The sequence below is a fragment of the Nocardia sp. NBC_01499 genome, assembly GCF_045040275.1.
Taxonomy (GTDB): Bacteria; Actinomycetota; Actinomycetes; order Mycobacteriales; family Mycobacteriaceae; genus Nocardia.
Map to the genome: position 1 here is coordinate 916448 of NZ_CP109426.1, position 17772 is coordinate 934219.

Genomic DNA, 17772 nt, shown 5'->3' on the forward strand with positions numbered 1-17772 from the left:
CTGAAGCTCTACCGGTCCCGGACTAGAACCGGATTCGTATGGCGCCTACCGATTTTCGGGCTTCCGCCATCGTGCTGGACGAATAGTGCGCCACCTGCGCTGTCGTCGCAATGTGCGGCCTGACTAAGAATCAGTTCTGTTGATGGTTCAAGTACCAACTGGCACTTCATATTTGATCATGGATCGCGGTCGCCGTCGGGATTGTGACGGGATCGGTGCAACTGCTCGGCGGGTCGACGTAGGAACACGCCAGCGGCGGGCGGGTGGGCAGGTAGGCGGCAGGGACTCCACCAGCCTGAACAATGGCGCGGTAGGCGTCGACGGCGGCGGTAGGCGTGCGAACGAGGGCGGGGTCGGTGCTGACATCGACGGTATAGAGGCCGAAACGCGGTGTGTAGGAACCCCATTCATAGTTGTCGGTGAGACTCCAGTAGCCGTAGCCGATGACGTTCATGCCGTCCATGCGGGCCCGTTGCAGCCAGTAGACGAGATCGCGCAGATAGTCGGCGCGGTCGTAGCCGTCGGGGCGCAGCTGGCCGTTCTGGGTGGCCATGCCGTTCTCCACGACGTACAGCGCCTTGTCGGGGAACAACCGGGCGTAGTGGCGCAGGGCGTAGTAGACACCCTCGGATTGCAACGGAAGTTCCCACAGTTGCTGGGGCCCCGGGTCTGGCGCGTTGGGATCGGTTGCGCCGAAGTAATAGTCGACCCCGATGTAGTCGAGTTTGGCCGAGATGCGGTCGACCATAGGCTGATTGACCTTGGTCTCGTTACCGGACACGTAGCCGATATTGCTGGTGACCATCGCATCGGGCTGCACCTGGTGGATGTAGTCGTAGCTCGCGTTGTGCACGGCCGCGATCCGCTCCTCGATGGTCGTGGCATCGACTCCGGTGAATCGCTCTTCGTACACGATGTAGGCGACCGGCTCGTTGACGGTGACCCACAACGGCTTTCGCGGCGCGTACCGATCGACCACCTTGCGCATATTGGCCAGCCAGGCATCGACCATGTCCGGGCTGTTCCAGCCACCCTGATCGGCCCGCCAGCCCGGATAGACCCAGTGGTCCAGGGTGATCATCGGCCGCATCCCCGCGGCGGCGATCGCGTCGAGCACCGCATCGTAGAAGCGGAAGGCGGCTTCGTCCCACTCCCCCGCGCTCGGCTGCACCCGCGCCCACTCGACGCTGATCCGGAACACCTTCAGCCCGAGCGCGCCCGCGAGCGGAATATCGGAGGTATATCGGTCGTAGAAATCGACCGAGTTCCCGTACGGCTCGAAGTTCTGCTGGCCGATGTAGCGCAGCCAGTTGCTGTCCGGCGCGTGCCCTTCGGACTGGAATCCCGACGTCGCCACACCCCAGAGGAAATCCGGACCCAACGGATCAACCGAGGTGGGCGGCGCGGAGGCCGGTGTGCTGGAAACCTCGGGTGCTGCAACCTCGCTCGCCACACCGTGTGGATACCACACGGCACGTGATCGAAACCGAGGGAGTACCCCGTATTCCGAAGTTAATTCGCGAACAGGGTCGATCCCCAGTAGTCGTTGGGGCCCAGCCCGGGCGGGACCGCGAACACGGCCGATCCCACGTGCTTGATGTACTCGTTGAGCGCATCGTTGCGGGACAGGTTGTTCTGCATCGGCACGAACTGGGTCTGCGGGTTGCGGCAGTAGGCGATGAAGAACAGGCCCGCGTCCAGATGGCCGAAACCGTCGGAACCGTCGGTGAAGTTGTAGCCGCGGCGCAGGATCTGGATGCCGCCCAGTTCCTCGGCCGACGCCAATCGCACATGCGCGTCGGTATCGACCAGTGGCCCGGACGGACCGGCCGACTGCAGATCGAGTTCGTCGAACTCGTGCTGGCCGCCCATCGGTGCGCCGGTGCCCTTGGTACGGCCGATCACCCGCTCCTGCTCGTGCAGGCTGGTGCGATCCCACGGCTCGATCAGCATGCGGATCCGGCGCGTCACCAGATACGAGCCGCCCGCCATCCATGGCTGGTCGTCAGCACGATTGACCCAGACGAACTTGTTGACGGCGTCGTGATCCTCGGCCTTGATATTGCGCGTTCCGTCCTTGAACCCCAACAGGTTTCGCGGCGTCGTCTGGCTGGTGGAGGTCGAGGACGTGCGACCGAACCCGAGCTGCGACCAGCGCACCGACACCGCGCCGAACCCCGCGCGCGCGAGGTTGCGGATGGCGTGCACCGCGACCTGCGGGTCGTCGGCACAGGCCTGGATGGCGATCTCGCCGCCGCTGCGGGCCGGTTCGAGGGCGTCGCGGGTGAACTTCGGGAGATCAACGAGGGCACCCGGTTTCCGGGCCGCGATGCCGAATCGATCGACGCCGTCCGCGGTGGTGAACAGCGAAGGACCGAACCCGATCGTCAGCGTCAGCCGCGACGGCGACAGATCGAGCGCCTCACCGGTGTCGGTCGGCGGCTTGTACGCGCCGGCACCGACGGCGCCGTCGGGCGTCGCCTCGCGACCCGAGGTCATCCGCTCGGCCATCAGCGTCCAGGTCTTGAGCAGATCGATCAGCTCGTCGCGCGACTTGGTCTGCACGTCGAACACCGCGAAATGCAGCCGGTCCTGCGCGGGGGTGATGATGCCCGCCTGGTTGTCGTCGCGGAACGGCACCACGCTGGACGCGGCGGCCGCGGCAGCCGTGCTCGACATCCGCCCGGCAAGCACCCCGGCTCCGGCCGCCGCGACGCCGATACCCGCCGACCCGATCAGTCCTCGCCGCGAGATACCGCCGCGGCCCGCGTCACGATCCCGCGACAACGCCCTGCACCTGACTCACCACTGCGGACAGCGCGTCGATCTGGCGTGCGAGCGCGCCGCGCTGATCGCTATTGACCGTGTCGTAGCTGACGTGACCGTCGCCGAGGCGATACTTGGCCAGTTCGGTGTCGAGATCGGCGAAGCGGCGGTCGATCTGCGCACCGAGGTCGGGGTTGCGCTCATCGATGATCGGCCGCAGGCTCGCGATCGCCGCCTGGGAACCGTCGACATTGGCCTGGAAGTCCCAGAGGTCGGTATGCGAGAACGTGTCTTCTTCGCCGGTGATCTTGGTGCGCGCGATTTCGTCGAGCAGCCCCTGGGCACCGCCCGCTACCTGCACCGGATCGACCTTGTAGCTGTCCGCGTTGACCCCGGCCACCAGTTCGCCGATATCGGTGAGGAGCTGATCGGCCATCTGGTTGGTGTCAGGCTGCAGGCCTTGCGTCCACAGATCCTTTTCCAGTCGATGGAAGCCGGTCCACTTGTCGCCCGCGGCAACGTCGGCTTCGCGCAGATCCAAGCGCGGGTCCAGATCGTTGGGGAAGCTCTCGGCGACCGGTTCGATGCGTTCGTAATAGGTGCGAGTCACCGGGTACTGCTTCTTCGCCGACTCGATATCGCCGGATTTGATCGCCGCCACAAAGCCTTTCGCGGTCTCCTGCAGCGCGCTCACCTGACTCACCAGATAGCGCTTGTAGCCTGCGGCAGCGTCGGCGAGCTTGCCGGACTCGTCGCGCTTCTGCGTCTGACCGGTCACGGTGAAGTCGTGCCGGATGCCGTCGCCGACCATGCCCGGTTTGCACGCGGTCTGGTACTTGCCGGGATCGGGTACCGACACGATCAACTGGCGCGAAAGCCCGGGGCCGATGTTCTCGATCTCGCCGATGACGCGCTCACCGGTGCCGTACACGTAGAACTCGGTGACCTTCGTGCCATTGTTGGTGATCCGGAAGGTCACCGTGCCGGTGTCGGCCGAATCCTTGGCCACCGCGCAGGTGGAGTCGTCGGCGGTGACCGCGATATCGCCCGCCGCCGCGGTGTCGGTCTTGCTGGTGCACGACACGAGCAACGCAGGGACAGTCACCGCGACTGCTATGGGGAAAATGGAGAAACGCACGGAGAGTGGACCTTTCGTTGTCACGGCGTTGCCGCGGTATCTGTCGAAGACCGGGTCTGGCTCGCGGCGGGCACCGGGCGCAGGAACAAGAACAGCACCACGACCACGTAGAGGAGCCAGGCGAGTACCTGCAGCACGGTCGGGTCGGCGCGGAAGTTGAAGATGCCCGCGGCGACGGTGCCGTACCAGCTCGACATCGAGAACCAGGACGAAATGTCGAAGGCGTTGTGCGCCAATCCCGGCAGCCAGTCCACGGTCTGCAGCGCCCGGATGCCGTAGGCGAGAATCCCGGCGGCGACCACGATCAACAACGCGCCGGTGTATTTGAAGAAGGTGGCGAAATTGATCCGAACAGCGCCGAGGTACATCGCCACGGTCAGCACCACCGCGACCGCGATGCCGAGCAGCAGCCCGATCAAGGGCCATTGACTGCCGCCGGTGTTCTCGGCGTATCCGACCATCAGCAGCGCGGTCTCGACGCCCTCGCGACCGACCGCGAGAAACGCCAGCGACACCACCGCGATCGGACCGACATCGAGCGCACGGGTCAGGCCCGCTCTCAGCTCCCCAGAGATCGACCGGGAGGCGGTCCGCATCCACAACACCATCCACGTCACGATCACCACCGCGGCAAGCGACGCGATCCCGGCGATCAACTCCGCCGCGAGACCGGTGACCGTCGAGGTGCCGTAGCGGATGCCTGCGAAGATCGCGACGACCATCACGACGGCAGCGCCGACTCCCACCGCGACCCACTTCAGCGACTCGCGGCGTTGTGACTTCACCAGAAACGCGACCAAAATCATGACCACGATTCCGGTTTCGAGCCCTTCGCGCACTCCGATCAAACCGCTCCCGAACAACTGAGCGGCAACCGAAGGCGCGTCGGAAGCAAACGCCTGCTCTTTCACATCCACTCCCAGTCGAACCAAACAGAGCCTAACCACAGTTCGGCAAGGCAAACCTAGTCTTACACGCAGATGGGCACTTTAGAAACTCAACCCGACAGGCCAATTGGTCGGATGATTTCCCCGCCGGGAGTGTTGCGGACGTGAAAACGACCGTGGCCGGACCGAGTGAGACGCCGACCGCGACAGAGCGAGTCGTCAGTTCATTCGGAATATGTTCTGCGCGCTCGATTTTCGTGTGCCAGACGGCGCAAGAGAGGGAGGACGGGGCCGAAGAGGACGCTGAATACGACTACTCGTTCGGCAACGGTTACGCTGTCGCCCGGCCAGTTCAGGTGGGTGTCGTCGAGTTCGGCTATCTGCTCGGCGAGGCGGGCGTAGGGCAGCAGTTCCTCGACACCGATGTCCATGTCGAGTCGGCGGAGTACGCGCATCCGCTCGTCGAGCGCCTGGCGGTGCGGTGACATCTCGGAGATGTCCCATCCCATGCGCTCGATCACCTCGGCCGTCCAGACGCTGTGGTCGTCATCGACTGTCCGCGGATCGGTCTCCGGAAGATCGGTGGGTAGTGCGTAATCCACCACACCGCGAACTCGCGCGGGGTTCTGTGGTTCCTCCAGTGCCGCAAGGACATCGCGGACCGCGGCGACGGACAGTCCGCCGAAACGAATCAGTGCCCGGATCAGCTTGAGCCTGCGCAGATGGTCTTCGTCGTACTCCGCGGTGGTCGCGCCAAGTGCGCGTCCCGGTGGCAGCAGGCCTTCTCGCCGATAGAACTTGATGCTCGCGATCGGGACGTCCGACCGTTCGCTGAGCTCCGACAGCTTCACCCGCGCCCTCACCTCCGTCGACTGCGTGCCGCATCACAGGCGCCTCGCATGGACACATGTTGGATACTGTGACTATCCTACATTGGATAGCCGCAGTATCCAACATGACCAGGAGTGAAGTAATGACCGAAGAACCATCGCGGGGCGCCCACCGCGTCACCGCAGGTCAGGTTCTGCGTTCCCGCAAAATGTGGATACCGGCCGGGGTCATTCTCGCCCTGTTCTCCTTCCTCATGTCGCTCGCCTACATGGGCGCGATCGTCAATCCGCGCGAGGCCATGCACGACATGCCGATCGGACTTGTCGACCTCGATAAGGGCGCGTCCACCGCTCGTGCGCAGCTGAACTTCGGGCAGCAGATCACCACCGGTATCACCGCCGCGTCCACCGATGGCAAGATCGCCTGGAAGCAGCTCAGCGACGAGCAAGCCCGCGACCAGATGGCCACCGGAAAGCTCTACGCGGCGCTGGTCATACCCGACAACTTCACGGCTTCGGTACTGGCACTTGGTGATCCGGCCGGACAGAGCGGGCAGCGCCCGACCGTGACCGTGCTGACCAACCCGGCCGCGGGCAGCCTCGCGTCCTCGATGTCGGCCAGCATCGTCCAACAAGCCGCGCACACGGCGTCCGGTCAATTGGGCAAGCAGCTGACCAGCCAAGCCACCCAACCGATGAACACCGCCCAGCAACTGCTCCTGGCCGACCCCATCTCGATTCGGACCGACACCGGATTCGCCCTGGGCGCGAACAGCGGCATGGGAATGACCGCGTTCTTCTATGTGCTGCTGCTCATCATGTGCGGATTCATCGGCGCGAACGTCATACACGGTCTGGTCGAGTCCGGATTAGGTTTCGCACCAAGCGATTTCGGCCCCTGGCACAGTCATCGCCCCAAGGCTCCCATCGACCGCCGCCACACCTTGTTCACCGCATGGGGATTGATCGCGGGGATCGCGATACCGATGGCCTCGCTCGTGATGTTCGCGTGCGTGACGGTCCTCGGCATGGACGCGGGCCATCTGCCGCTGCTGTGGATCTTCTCCTACTGCGCGATCGTCGCCGTCGGCCTGAGCTGCCTGTCGATCCTGGCCACCTTCGGCACGCCGGGCATGTTCGTGTCGACCTTCGTCTTCATCGCCCTGGCCGTCCCCTCCTCCGGTGGCACCATCCCCCTGGAAACCGTGCCGTCGTTCTACCACCGCATCAGCTCCTTCGAACCCATGCGCCAACTCGTCGACGGCATCCGATCGATCCTCTACTTCGACGCTCGCGGCGACGCCGGACTGGACCGAGCGTGGATCATGCTCGGCGTCGGCTTCACCCTCGCGATCGCGCTCGGCTACGTGGCGACCACCTTCTACGACCGCAAGGGCCTGCACCGTCACCCGACAGCCCCGACTCCGTCATGATCGGCGCAAGGCAGGCAGACCGTTGCTGGTGACGCCGTATGCCAGGGTCGCCAGCACGTAGAGGATCAGCGCGATGGTCGGTGAAGCCAGGGCAATGACGGCGATGATGTCGAAGGCGACGAAGCCGACCCAGGCCTGGCGGCTTTCCGAACGAACGAACGCGGCGTCGTAGCCGGGCTCGAACAGAGAAGGGTTGCGGCGCAACGCGACCCACATGACGATCCAGGCACCCGCTTGCACGGCCGCGACGATTCCGTAGAACGCAGTGGCGACGCGGGCGTCCCACGGGCTGCCCTCGAGGTGATGTGCCAGGGCCGCGGTCGGAAACGGGAGGAATCCGACGCAGAACAACAGCAGGAGGTTGCCGGATTGGAGTAGGCCGTCCACGCGCCGGATGCGGGCGAAGAAGTTGTGGTGGCTCAGCCAGATGACACCGATGGTGAGAAACGATGCCACGTAGGCGAGGTAGCTCGGCCACAGCCGGAGCAGTTGATGCAACAGGCTCTCCTCGGAGTCCTCGGGCAGCCGAATCTCGAGCACCAGCAACGTGATCGCGATGGCCATCACCGCATCGCTGAACGCCTCCACCCGCGCGGTGTTCGACGGCCGGACTTCGATCGTGGTGCTCGGTTCATTCGAGACAGGTTCATTCGAGACAGCCGATTGAGAATGTTGCATTGCCGCATTATTGCCCACGACGCAGGGCCGATACCACGGGCCACGAAGAACTCGACCACCGCCACCGGCCGATTGCGCGTTCGGCCATGACTTCTGTTGCTGTGCCTGACAATTGATGCATTCGTCCCGTGTTCGTCGCACGGAGACACTCTTCCGGAGGGCTGATTCGATGACTTCTGTGACTGCTCTATTGGTGGCCGGTCTGCTCTCGGCAATGCCGTTGCCCGCGACGCAAACCGGCGCGGTCTGGCTACACGACGACGTCTACGTCTCCGCCGGTGCGGCGAATTCCTATATCGACGTGCAGTGTCCGAAAGGACAACAGGGGTGGACACTGACCGTCCGCCTCACCTCGGTCAAGCCCGGCCAACCGACCGCCACCGGCTCGGCAACCACCTCGCAGGTGACCTGCGACGGCGAAACGCAGTGGCACCAGCACCCGGTCACCGTCCGCCCCGACACCGCGCCGTTCTTCGCGAGCCGTGACGAGCACAATGCGGGCACCGCCGAACTCCGCGACCCCAACGGCAATCTGGTCGGTACCATCACCCGGCGCATCTATTTCTACGCCTGGGACTAACTAACGACGGTCACACTGCCGTGCTGCACGTCAGCGGCAGATTCCTGGATCAGGGCACGTAGTTCGTCCGCGAGTTCGGGTGTGGCGGCGACGATTCCGCTCCAGCGGCGGGTCAGGTCGGTGTCGAAGACGATGGGTCGGTCGAAGGCGTCGATGACGGTGCCACCGGACGCGCCGACCAGAATGGTGGCGGCGGCTATGTCCATCAGGCGGTGGGTGTCGCTGCCCGCGTCGACGAAGGCGTCTATGGCGCCGGTCGCGACGAGCGCCGCGTCCAGGGTGCTGCAACTCAGAATTCGAATTCGCGTGGCCGCCTCGGCAATTCGTGACCAGGCAGCCCAGTTACGCCGGTGCGGCCGCAGCATAGACACCGCGGCCGCGCGCACGGACCGGCAGCCGCTGGTGCGAAACTCGCTGTGCCCGTGCGATGCCAACCAGCGTTCGTCGGTGTGTAGCCACACGGTCATGGCCTCGGTGAACTCGCCATCCACGGCGACCGCCGCGCTGAAGCAGGACAGCGGGACTCCGGCGGCGGCGTTGGCCGAGCCGTCGACCGGATCGACGACCAGGGTCACCGCGGACCCCACGTCGACCCAACCTCGTTCCTCGGAAAGAACATTGACCCCGGCGGCGGTGGCCGCGGTGATGATGGCGTCCTCGACGAGCACGTCGATGAGCATGGTCGGGGTGCCGTCGGCGCCGTCCATGGTGATGGCGCCGAGTTCGGCAGGTGAATGGTTCGCGAGCGCGTTCCGGTCGGCGATCACCGCGGCATCGGCCGCGGCGAGCAGGGCCGTATTCACTTCGGAACCAATAGCATTCGAGAAGATCATGGAATCCTCCGGCGATAGGGGGAACTAGGACAGTGCTCGGCGGATCCAGATCGCGAGGCCTTCGACAGCCAGCACCACGGCAAAGACCATCAGCACGATCATCGTGACGACATCGAACTGCAGGACGCGCGCGGCGTTCGTCAGGTAGAAGCCGATCCCGCCCGCGCCGACCACACCGAGCAGGGTGGCAGCACGAATGTTGACGTCGAGTTGGTAGAACACGTGCGCCGCGAGTGCTGGGGCACACTGCCTTACAGTCGCCGCGACGAACACCTGACCCCTGGTCGCACCGGCGGCGGCCACCGCCTGCTGGACCCGCACATCGGACTCCTCGAGCGAGTCCGCGATGAGTTTGCCGAGCAGGCCGACCGCACCGACCGCCAACGCCAGCGCACCCGCCGGAGCGCCGAGTCCGGTAATGACGATGAAGATGATCGCGAAGATCAGGTCCGGGATGCCACGCACGACAACGATGACGATCCGGAAGAACCGCGCGACACCTTGGCTCGGCGCGACATTGCGTGCGGCGAGCACCCCGATGGGCACCGCCAGCAACAGACCGAGAAACGTTGCCGCAAGGGCGATTTGAACTGTCACAAGCAGCTGAGCCACCAGTTCGCCGCCGATACCACCGGTGCTTGGCGGAACGAAGAGTCGCAGCGTCGACCACATCGTGGCAACACCCTCGGCCATGCGAGACACATCGATATCGGCCCCCAGGACCGACACAACCAGGATCGCCGCCGTCACACCGAAGTAGCCGAAGCGCAGTACGCGCCCCGCCGACCACGGCGGACTGATCGGGTACCGAGCGTCCGCATTCGATGCGACAGCCCCGCCGTCGACCCAGCCGCCCGAAGCGTCGGCGACGCGGCGCCGCAGCCTGCTCCACCGGCTCGCCCGCTTCGGTGCCGGATTACCGAGCATGGCCGCGCGCACCGCGCCGGAGATCATCTCGATCACGACGCACAGCCCGACTATCAACAGCGCCAACGCGATTCCGCGCCGATAGTTCAGGGTCTTCATGGCAAGCGACAGCTCCATGCCGATGCCGCCGACCCCGACGTAACCGAGCAGTACCGAGGCACGCAGGTTGATATCGAACCGGTGCAGCGCGGTCGCGATGAACGCGGGCATGGCCTGCGGCAGGACGCCACCGGTGAGCTGCTGTGACCACGTCGCACCCGCGGCACGCAACGCGTCACGCGGGCCCGCCGCGGTGTCCTCGATCGCGTCGGCGTACATCTTGCCGACCATGCCGACGGAATGGATGCCGAGGGCAAGGATGCCCGCCGCGGGCCCGAGCCCGAACAGGCGCAAAAACACGATGGCCAAGACGATTTCGGGAAGGGCGCGCGTCACCACGATGACCGCGCGCATGCCCAAGCGGAGCCAGCCGTGCCGGTTGGTGTTGCGGGCGGCGGCCAACGACACCGGCACGCTCAACGCGACGCTCAATGCCGTCGCGCAGGTCACGATGGCCAGGGTCTGCCCGGTCATCCGCGCGAGTTCGCCGAGCGGCGGGAAGTCGAGCGGGAAGATCCTCGACACGAAATCGACGGCATTACCGACGCTGTCGACGAAGGTGGCGAGATTGAGTCGCAGCGAGACCACTGACCACAGCGAGGCGATCAACCACACCGTGAAAACCGCGGCGACGCCGAGCTTCGGCACCGACGGCCACCGCAGCGTCGGCGCCGCTTCCACTCGGTCCGAAATACCAATAACCGTGGTGCTCATACGAATTGCGCGGTGGTCGAGGCGGCGACGCTGGCGTAGATCGACATGGTCTCGTTGCGATCGAGCGCGGAAACCTGCTTGTCGAGCACCACCCGCCCGGCACGCAACCCGACCAGCCGATGGGCCCACGACACAGCCAGCTCCACCTGATGCAGGCTGCACAGCACCGTCAGATCGTCCTCGGCGGCGACCTTGGCGATCAGCGCCATCACCTGCGCCGAGGACTCGGGGTCCAAGGAGGCCACCGGCTCATCCGCGAGCAGGATCTTCGGACGCTGCACCAGCGCCCTTGCCACCGCGACGCGCTGCTGCTGGCCACCGGAGAGGGTGTCGGCACGCTGAAAGGGGCGATCGGCCAGGCCGACTCGATCGAGCTGCTCCATCGCGGCCGTCCGCACCGACTTCGGATACATGAACAGGCCGATCCGCGGACCGCGCAACGCGCCGAGTGCCCCTGTGCACACATTCTCGAGCACCGACATGCTGCCGACGAGATGAAACTGCTGGAACACGAAACCCACCTGACGGCGCAGCGTACGTAACTCACTCCCCCGCGCCGACCCCACGTCCTGACCGAGTACCGTCACCGTGCCCGCGCTGGGTAGCTGCAGACCGTCGAGCAACCGAAGCAGCGTCGACTTGCCCGACCCGGACAGTCCGAGCAGAGCGACCACCTCACCCGGGTACACCCGCAGCGATACGTCATCGAGGGCACGGACCCGAGGGCCGAAGTCCTTGCGCACGTGGTCGAGGGCGATGGTCGGTCGCAGGATTCGGGTGATGGTCGCGCCGAGCGCGGCAGACGCACTCGTCACGACTGGCACACCTTGGCCTTGGTGATCCGGCACACCTTGCGGACACCGTCGTAGAGCGAATCCTGCACCACCGCATAGCCATAGGCGCTCTCGGGCAGCTGGCAGCCCTGCTCGTCGGCGCACAGTCCGGCCCGCACCAGCGCAGGTTTGTTCAGCATGTCGCGGAACGCGGCGGTCAGCTTTGCCTGCAGCTCGGGCGAGAGCTTGCCGCTGATCGCGACCGGGCTCGCGGCGATGGTCTCCGACTTCCAGAGCACGCTGATCTCGCCCGGCTTGATCTGGTTCTTCTCGATCAACGTCTTGTCCACGATCGTGTCGTAGGCGAACCCGGCATCGCACTGACCGCTCTTGACGGCGAGCACCGACGCGTCGTGGCCACCGGCGAAGACCGGGGTGATGTCCTTCTCCGGATCGACACCCGCCTCCTTCAGCCCGGCGGACGGATACAGGTAGCCGGAGGTCGAGGACGGGTCGACGAAGCAGATCGTCTTGCCGCGAAAATCGGCAAGGCTCTTGATATTCGAGCCAGCCTTGGTGATGCCGTAGGACAGATATCCCGGTTCCGCGCCCGCCTGCTTGATCGGGGCGGCGACCGGAACCATCTGCACCCCACTGTCTTTCGCGGTGACATAGGAGAACGGCCCGTAACCGGCGATGTGCACCTTGCCCGCGCGCTGGCCCTCGATCACGGCGGCGTAATCGGTCGCGTTCTGGAACTGCACGGGGTGGCCGGTCGACTTCTCGATGACCTCGGCCACCAGCTTGTACTGCTGCTGCAGGCTCTGCGAATTCTCCGAGGGAATAGACGCGAACACCAACGTCTGCGGATCCCCGGACGTCGTGGAATCGGCACCGACCGCGCTGCTACCGCACCCGGTGAGACCGAGCACCGCGACCGCGGCGAGCGCGGCGGCGCCGAGCGAAGGGCGAATCTTGCTACCCATGGAACTCTTCTCCTTACGAGGGGAACGGGCGAGACCGCGCCGCACGGTCGAGCGTCCGCGACCACCGTGTCCCGCGCTCCAACCGACAGTGAATCGCTGCGAAACGACCAGGGGCTGATGGCGCGAGTTGTTCACGACGGCACGAACCGCTCGACCGCGGACTCAGTGCGCCCGCAGCACCGATCGCACGACGGGACAACGATGTTCGAGGCTGATCAGGACCAGGTCGGCGCGCTGCCCCTCGGCCAGCGCGCCGCGGTCGGACAGCCCTACCGCGGCAGCCGGTCCGCTGGTGATCAGCGCGACCGCCTCGGGCAGCGGCATCGTCGCATTGTCGGCGAGCGTGAACGCGGCGCCGAGCAGGGACGAGGGCAGATAGTCCGACGCCAGCGCCGTCACCAGGCCGAGCCCGGCCAGTTCCGCGGCGGACACGTTGCCCGAATGCGAGCCGCCGCGCAGAATGTTCGGCCCACCCATCACCACCGACATCCCTCGGGTTCGTGCCTCGCGCGCCGCCTCCTCGGTGGTGGGGAATTCGGCGACATTGCCGCCGCGCCTGGCGAGGTCCGCGATCTCCACCGCGGATTCCGGATCGTGGCCGAAGATCCGCACCTGGCCTGTATCCGCCTGCCCGGCAAGCCAGTTCATCGACTCCTCGCGGACCCCGAGGTTGTCCTCGCGGTCACGGATGAGCTCGTCGACGGCCGCGCGCGCCTGATCTTCGGTCATCCCGCGCATGCCGACCATGTACTTCTCGTAGAACGTGCGATCGGCGTACTGCCCGATCCCCGGTGTGTGGTCCTCGTGCGAAATGACCGCCTGGACGTCGCGTCCGATCCGCCCGGCGGCGACCTGCTGCTCGAAATGCCCCTGCAGCGCGGCAAGGCCCGCCGCCGAACGCACATCGAGCCGGTACAGCACCCGGTGATCGACCAGGCGACCGCCGTTCTCACCCCAGTCCGCGATCGCCGCGCACATCTGTAGCGCCGCGTCCACGCTGCGCCGGTCCTTGGCCGCCTGCTGGTCGGAGAACGACGCACCGTGGAAGACCGTCGTCACACCGGCGGCCCGCAGCTTGCCCTCGAACGACATCATCGAAAACGGCCACGACAGTTCCGCGCCCGGCCGCGGCATGCGCTCGCGTTCGAGCCCGTCGGAGTGCACGTCCACCAGACCGGGCACGCAGAGCAGGCCGCCGCCGTCGACATCGACCACGGTGCCGCGCCGACTGGGACCGACCTCGACGATTCGTCCGTCGCGGACCACGATCCGCGCGTCGTCGAGGATGCGGTCGGCCAGCACGGCACGCACATGTCCGAGTACGTAGTCGCGCGGTGCCTGCGGTAGTGACCAGGCACGGGGTTGTTCCAGGGTGTTCGTCATGCTGCTGCTCCCAATACTTCGGCAGGGGTGCCCTGCTCGGCGATCTGGCCGTCACTGAAGCGGATTACCCGCGAGGCCAGTTGCCGCATCGCGGCGAGGTCGTGGAAGACGGCGAGGACGGCGACGCCACGGGCCGACAGCGAGGCGATGAGGTCGAGTGCGCGTTCCCGATTGCTGGGGTCGAGGGCGGAAACCGGTTCGTCGAGCAACAGCAGCCGAGGCGGATGCACGGTGCCAGCGGCGATGTTCACTCGTTGCCGCTCGCCACCGGACAGGACGCCGCAGTCGACGTCCCACAGCACCTCGTCCAGGGCCAGCCTGCGCAATGACTCGACCGCGGCGGCCCGCGCGTCGTCCCTGGTGAGCCCGCGTCGGCGGCCAGCTGCCGCAACGACTTCCAGCGGCCCGGTGCGCGGCGGTGCCGAAAGGAACTGGGAGACATAGCCGAGTTCCCGACCGCGGAGCCGGGCCATCTCGCGGTCATCGAGCGTGGTCAGTTCCACCGGCCCGGTGTCGGTGCCGAGGGTGACGGTGCCCGCGTCCGGCAGATAGCTGCGGTGCACGCAGCGCAGCAGGCTCGATTTGCCCGCCCCGCTCGGCCCGGCCAGCGCTACGTGTTCACCGGCGCCGACGTCGAGGTCGACGCCGCGCAATGAGATCACGGTGCGGCCGTCGATGGTGTGCAACGTGAACGTCTTGTGCAGTCCACGCACGGAAAGCACTGGTTCGGAATGAGATTCGTGCATGGTCGCCTCCGTTGTCACGGTCGGACTCACCTGCGCGCGGACGCGACGAGGCGCTGGGTGTAGGGGTGGTGCGGGTCTTGGAACAGCTGATCGGTGAGGCCGGATTCGACCACCCTGCCGATGTTCATCACCAGGCAGCGATCGGTGAGTGCCTCGATGACCGCGAAGTCGTGGCTGACCACGACGGCCGCGGTGTCGCGTTCGGCGAGCAGCTTGCGCAGTAGGTCGAGCACGCCGGCGGCGACGGAGGCGTCGAGCCCGGTGGTCGGCTCGTCGAGCAGCAGTACACGGGGATCGGTGGCCAGGGCCTTGGCGATCTGCACCCGCTGGCGCATACCACCGGAGAACGTGTGCACGGGGTCGTCCATCCGGTCGAGCGGCACCTCCACTTGCTCGAGCAAATGGGCGGCACGGTCGCGAATCTCGTGGTAGTTGCGCCACCCGGCGGCGGTGAGCCGTTCGGCGATATTGCCGCCCGCGGACACGCGCATCGTCAGACCGTCAGCCGGGTTCTGATGCACCAGGCCGAGCGTGTCGATGCGCAGCGCGCGGCGCGCGGCCGCGTCGAGTCCGAAGATGTCGGTGCGGCCAGCGCCGACGGTGGTGAGGAACATCGCTCCCGCCGTCGCGGTCTCCTCCCCTACCAGGCAGCGCAGCACGGTCGACTTGCCGGAACCCGACTCGCCGATCAAGCCGAGCGCCTCACCCGGGGCAACGTCGAAGCTGACATCCCAGGCCGCGACGACCGCACCGGTGCGCGGGCTGATCGCGGTGCCGAACTCGGGGCCGGTGCCGGGTACCGCCGCCGCACCCCCTGGTCCGTGCACTTTGCCGACGCCACGGGCCGCGAGCGTCCAGCCCTCGGAGGTCGCGGGGACGGGGCGGGCGGTGAGCTCTGACCGGTCGCGGCGGACCGCGTTCGCCGCGGCACGGACCCGGCGCGCCGGATCAGGCAGGAAGCGAAGCGGTGCGTGCGCAGTGTGCGACGCGGCGTCTACATCTTTGTCGAGAGTTCTTGTGCACCACTCGATATCGCTGCACGACTGCCGTCCGCCCGGCGCCTCGACCAGGAAGGTGCCCGCCGAACCGCATCTGGCGCAGCGCTGTTCGGCGTCGCCCTCCACTTCGAACGGCACATCGTCGAAGGTCAACGGCCGCACCTCGGTATAGGGCGGCACAGCGAAGATGCGCTTCTCTCGACCGGCCCCGAACAACGATAGATGCGGAGAATCGTTGAGCCGGGGCACATCCCAGCGCGGGATCGGCGTGGTGATCATGACGTAGCGGTCATTGACCAGCACCGGGTAGCCCGTCGTCTTGGTGATCACGCCGTTGCGAACCAGGTCCTCGTACAGGCTCACCCAGATCATCGAGTAGTCGGCCTCGGCGTGCATCCTGGCGCACTCGCGCACCGAAGTCTCCACTCCGCGTAGCGGTTCGGCCACCGGGACCTGCAATACCAGCGTCTGGCCCTCGACAAGCGGCTCCTCCGGAATCCGATGCCTGGTCTGCACGACGGTGCACTCGCGGGTGTCCTGAGTCTGCGCGCAGCGCTCGCTGGCCACGATCAGCCTGCGCAGGTTGGTCGCGTTGACCCCGTCATCGTCACCCTGGTCGATGACCTTGACGGTATCGGCGGGGCCGAGCAGGCCGAGCGTGACCTGTAGCCCGCCCGAGCCCCAGCCGCGCGCCACCGGCATCTCCCTGGAACCGAACGGCACCTGATAACCGGGGACGCAGACCGCTGCCAAGGTAGCGCGGCGGATCTCCCGTTTGGAACCCTCGTCGAGGATGCCGGGCCGGGTCGCGGCGGCGTCGATGGCGGCGAAAACCTCTGCGACAGTGGCTGTTCGGCTGTCCTTAGCGGTGTCGGTGATGGTCATCAGCATGTCCTTCCGATAGCGTCCGCGACGCGGTCATTCGCGTCCGCGCCGATGTCGCGCACCGCGCGCTTGCGGTCGATCATCGAGCGGAACGTGACGTAGTGCGGCAGCTTGAGATGTTCGAGAAAGCCGCAGGAATCCAGGCCGTCGGTGGTCAGCAGCAGCACCTGCTCGAGTCCGTCGACGTCGCCGAAGCGGCGCCACGCGATATCGAGGTTCGCCATCGCGATCGCTTTGCGCTCGTTGTGGCCGAAGCAGAGGCCGTAGCCGACGTCGAACCGGCTCCGGTCTTCCTCCGGCCCGTCGAGATCCTCGATGGCCTCGCACTCGGAGGCGCGAATGTGGCCGAGTAGCACGAGATTTCCGGTATGCGGGTGGGCGACCCGCAGTGGCAGCCTGCCGTGCCTGACCTCGCCGAGAGTGACCTCGTGCAGATTGCCCTCTGGCCCGCGAATGGAGCGGTACCAGGTGCTGATCAGCGAACCGGTCTCCGCGCGAGCCATGCTGGCCAGGATCGCCGAGCGGGGCGCGGGCGGGCGGGCCGGATGCCTGGTGATGTCGAACGGCTCCTGATCGGGTGCGCCGGCGGCAGGCCGGTTGTCGACCAGTAGGTCCATCTCGCGCAGCATGTCGGAGAATCGGCGCGGATGCCGTTGTCCGCCAGTGCGTTCGGTGACAGTCGACGGATCCGGCTCGACGACGACCTGCGTTGGCCGGGCGTCCCGATCGAGCATGCGTCCGGTGTAGTCGCTGGTGCGGCCGAGCAGTTGCGGGCCGTCCGGGGTGCGATGGGCGGGCACGATACGGCGCAGCACCACCATCTCGTCGGGGTCGATCGGTTCGCTCACGGCCAGCCTCGGCAGCGTCGACTGGTGCGCCCGGACCAGGTGGGTGGCCTCGATGACGTCGCCCTCGGCCTGACGCAGTGCGTCCGCCGCGGTGTCCTCGTCGTATAGTCCGCCCTCGCCCATCACCCGATCGACGGCGAGGCGCATGCGTCCGGTGATCTGCTCGGTGCTCAACCATGGCGCCGGGTCATGATTTCGCGCACCGTGTACCAGGGACTCGGCGGCGAGTATCGCGTCCAAGCCGCCGCGTGCTCCGGAATATCCCATC

At 66.4% G+C, this 17772-nt stretch carries 16 protein-coding genes; 2 read left to right on the forward strand and 14 right to left on the reverse strand.

The window, feature by feature from the left end:
- Positions 1-166 precede the first annotated feature (166 nt).
- The 5 genes from OG203_RS04075 to OG203_RS04095 form a co-directional block, all read right to left on the reverse strand.
- Complete coding sequence (locus OG203_RS04075; protein ID WP_405164305.1) at positions 167-1453, reverse strand: family 1 glycosylhydrolase; 1287 nt, start codon at positions 1451-1453, stop codon at positions 167-169.
- A 59-nt stretch (positions 1454-1512) separates the two neighbouring features.
- Positions 1513-2787: an iron uptake transporter deferrochelatase/peroxidase subunit gene (gene efeB, locus OG203_RS04080; RefSeq protein WP_405164306.1), complete on the reverse strand. Its 1275-nt coding sequence runs from the start codon at positions 2785-2787 to the stop codon at positions 1513-1515.
- The gene (gene efeO, locus OG203_RS04085) at positions 2771-3904 is read right to left on the reverse strand and encodes an iron uptake system protein EfeO (protein WP_405164307.1); all 1134 of its coding nucleotides are present in this window, start codon (positions 3902-3904) and stop codon (positions 2771-2773) included. The genes efeB and efeO overlap by 17 nt, the downstream gene beginning before the upstream one ends.
- Before the next feature lie 20 nt (positions 3905-3924).
- Entirely contained in the window at positions 3925-4815 is an 891-nt protein-coding gene (gene efeU / locus OG203_RS04090; protein ID WP_405164308.1) for an iron uptake transporter permease EfeU, read from the reverse strand.
- Positions 4816-5015: 200 nt separating this feature from the next.
- The gene (locus OG203_RS04095) at positions 5016-5642 is read right to left on the reverse strand and encodes a MerR family transcriptional regulator (protein WP_405164309.1); all 627 of its coding nucleotides are present in this window, start codon (positions 5640-5642) and stop codon (positions 5016-5018) included.
- Positions 5643-5764: 122 nt separating this feature from the next.
- Between OG203_RS04095 and OG203_RS04100 the strand changes: the two genes are divergently transcribed.
- Positions 5765-7054: a YhgE/Pip domain-containing protein gene (locus OG203_RS04100; RefSeq protein ID WP_405164310.1), complete on the forward strand. Its 1290-nt coding sequence runs from the start codon at positions 5765-5767 to the stop codon at positions 7052-7054.
- On the opposite strand, the gene OG203_RS04105 is transcribed toward OG203_RS04100, so the two are convergent.
- Positions 7049-7732, reverse strand: coding sequence for a TMEM175 family protein (locus tag OG203_RS04105; protein WP_405164311.1), 684 nt, complete (start codon positions 7730-7732; stop codon positions 7049-7051). The two genes, OG203_RS04100 and OG203_RS04105, sit on opposite strands and share 6 nt — an antisense overlap.
- Before the next feature lie 178 nt (positions 7733-7910).
- Between OG203_RS04105 and OG203_RS04110 the strand changes: the two genes are divergently transcribed.
- Complete coding sequence (locus OG203_RS04110) at positions 7911-8312, forward strand: hypothetical protein (protein ID WP_405164312.1); 402 nt, start codon at positions 7911-7913, stop codon at positions 8310-8312.
- Here OG203_RS04110 and OG203_RS04115 read toward each other — a convergent pair.
- The 8 genes from OG203_RS04115 to OG203_RS04150 form a co-directional block, all read right to left on the reverse strand.
- Entirely contained in the window at positions 8309-9115 is an 807-nt protein-coding gene (locus OG203_RS04115; protein WP_405164313.1) for an inositol monophosphatase family protein, read from the reverse strand. The two genes, OG203_RS04110 and OG203_RS04115, sit on opposite strands and share 4 nt — an antisense overlap.
- A gap of 54 nt (positions 9116-9169) precedes the next feature.
- Positions 9170-10885, reverse strand: a complete 1716-nt coding sequence (gene phnE, locus OG203_RS04120; protein WP_405164314.1) for a phosphonate ABC transporter, permease protein PhnE — start codon at positions 10883-10885, stop codon at positions 9170-9172.
- Entirely contained in the window at positions 10882-11700 is an 819-nt protein-coding gene (phnC, locus tag OG203_RS04125) for a phosphonate ABC transporter ATP-binding protein (RefSeq protein WP_405164315.1), read from the reverse strand. Before phnC ends, phnE begins: the two co-directional genes overlap by 4 nt.
- Entirely contained in the window at positions 11697-12644 is a 948-nt protein-coding gene (locus OG203_RS04130) for a phosphate/phosphite/phosphonate ABC transporter substrate-binding protein (protein WP_405164316.1), read from the reverse strand. Before OG203_RS04130 ends, phnC begins: the two co-directional genes overlap by 4 nt.
- A gap of 162 nt (positions 12645-12806) precedes the next feature.
- Entirely contained in the window at positions 12807-14027 is a 1221-nt protein-coding gene (locus OG203_RS04135; protein WP_405164317.1) for an alpha-D-ribose 1-methylphosphonate 5-triphosphate diphosphatase, read from the reverse strand.
- A complete protein-coding gene (locus OG203_RS04140) occupies positions 14024-14773 on the reverse strand; it encodes a phosphonate C-P lyase system protein PhnL (RefSeq protein WP_405164318.1) in 750 nt (249 codons plus the stop codon). The genes OG203_RS04135 and OG203_RS04140 overlap by 4 nt, the downstream gene beginning before the upstream one ends.
- 26 nt (positions 14774-14799) lie before the next feature.
- Positions 14800-16656, reverse strand: coding sequence for an alpha-D-ribose 1-methylphosphonate 5-phosphate C-P-lyase PhnJ (locus OG203_RS04145; protein WP_405164319.1), 1857 nt, complete (start codon positions 16654-16656; stop codon positions 14800-14802).
- Positions 16656-17771 (reverse strand): carbon-phosphorus lyase complex subunit PhnI, encoded by a 1116-nt coding sequence (locus OG203_RS04150; protein ID WP_405164320.1) that lies wholly within the window; start codon positions 17769-17771, stop codon positions 16656-16658. Before OG203_RS04150 ends, OG203_RS04145 begins: the two co-directional genes overlap by 1 nt.
- Position 17772: the final 1 nt, after the last annotated feature.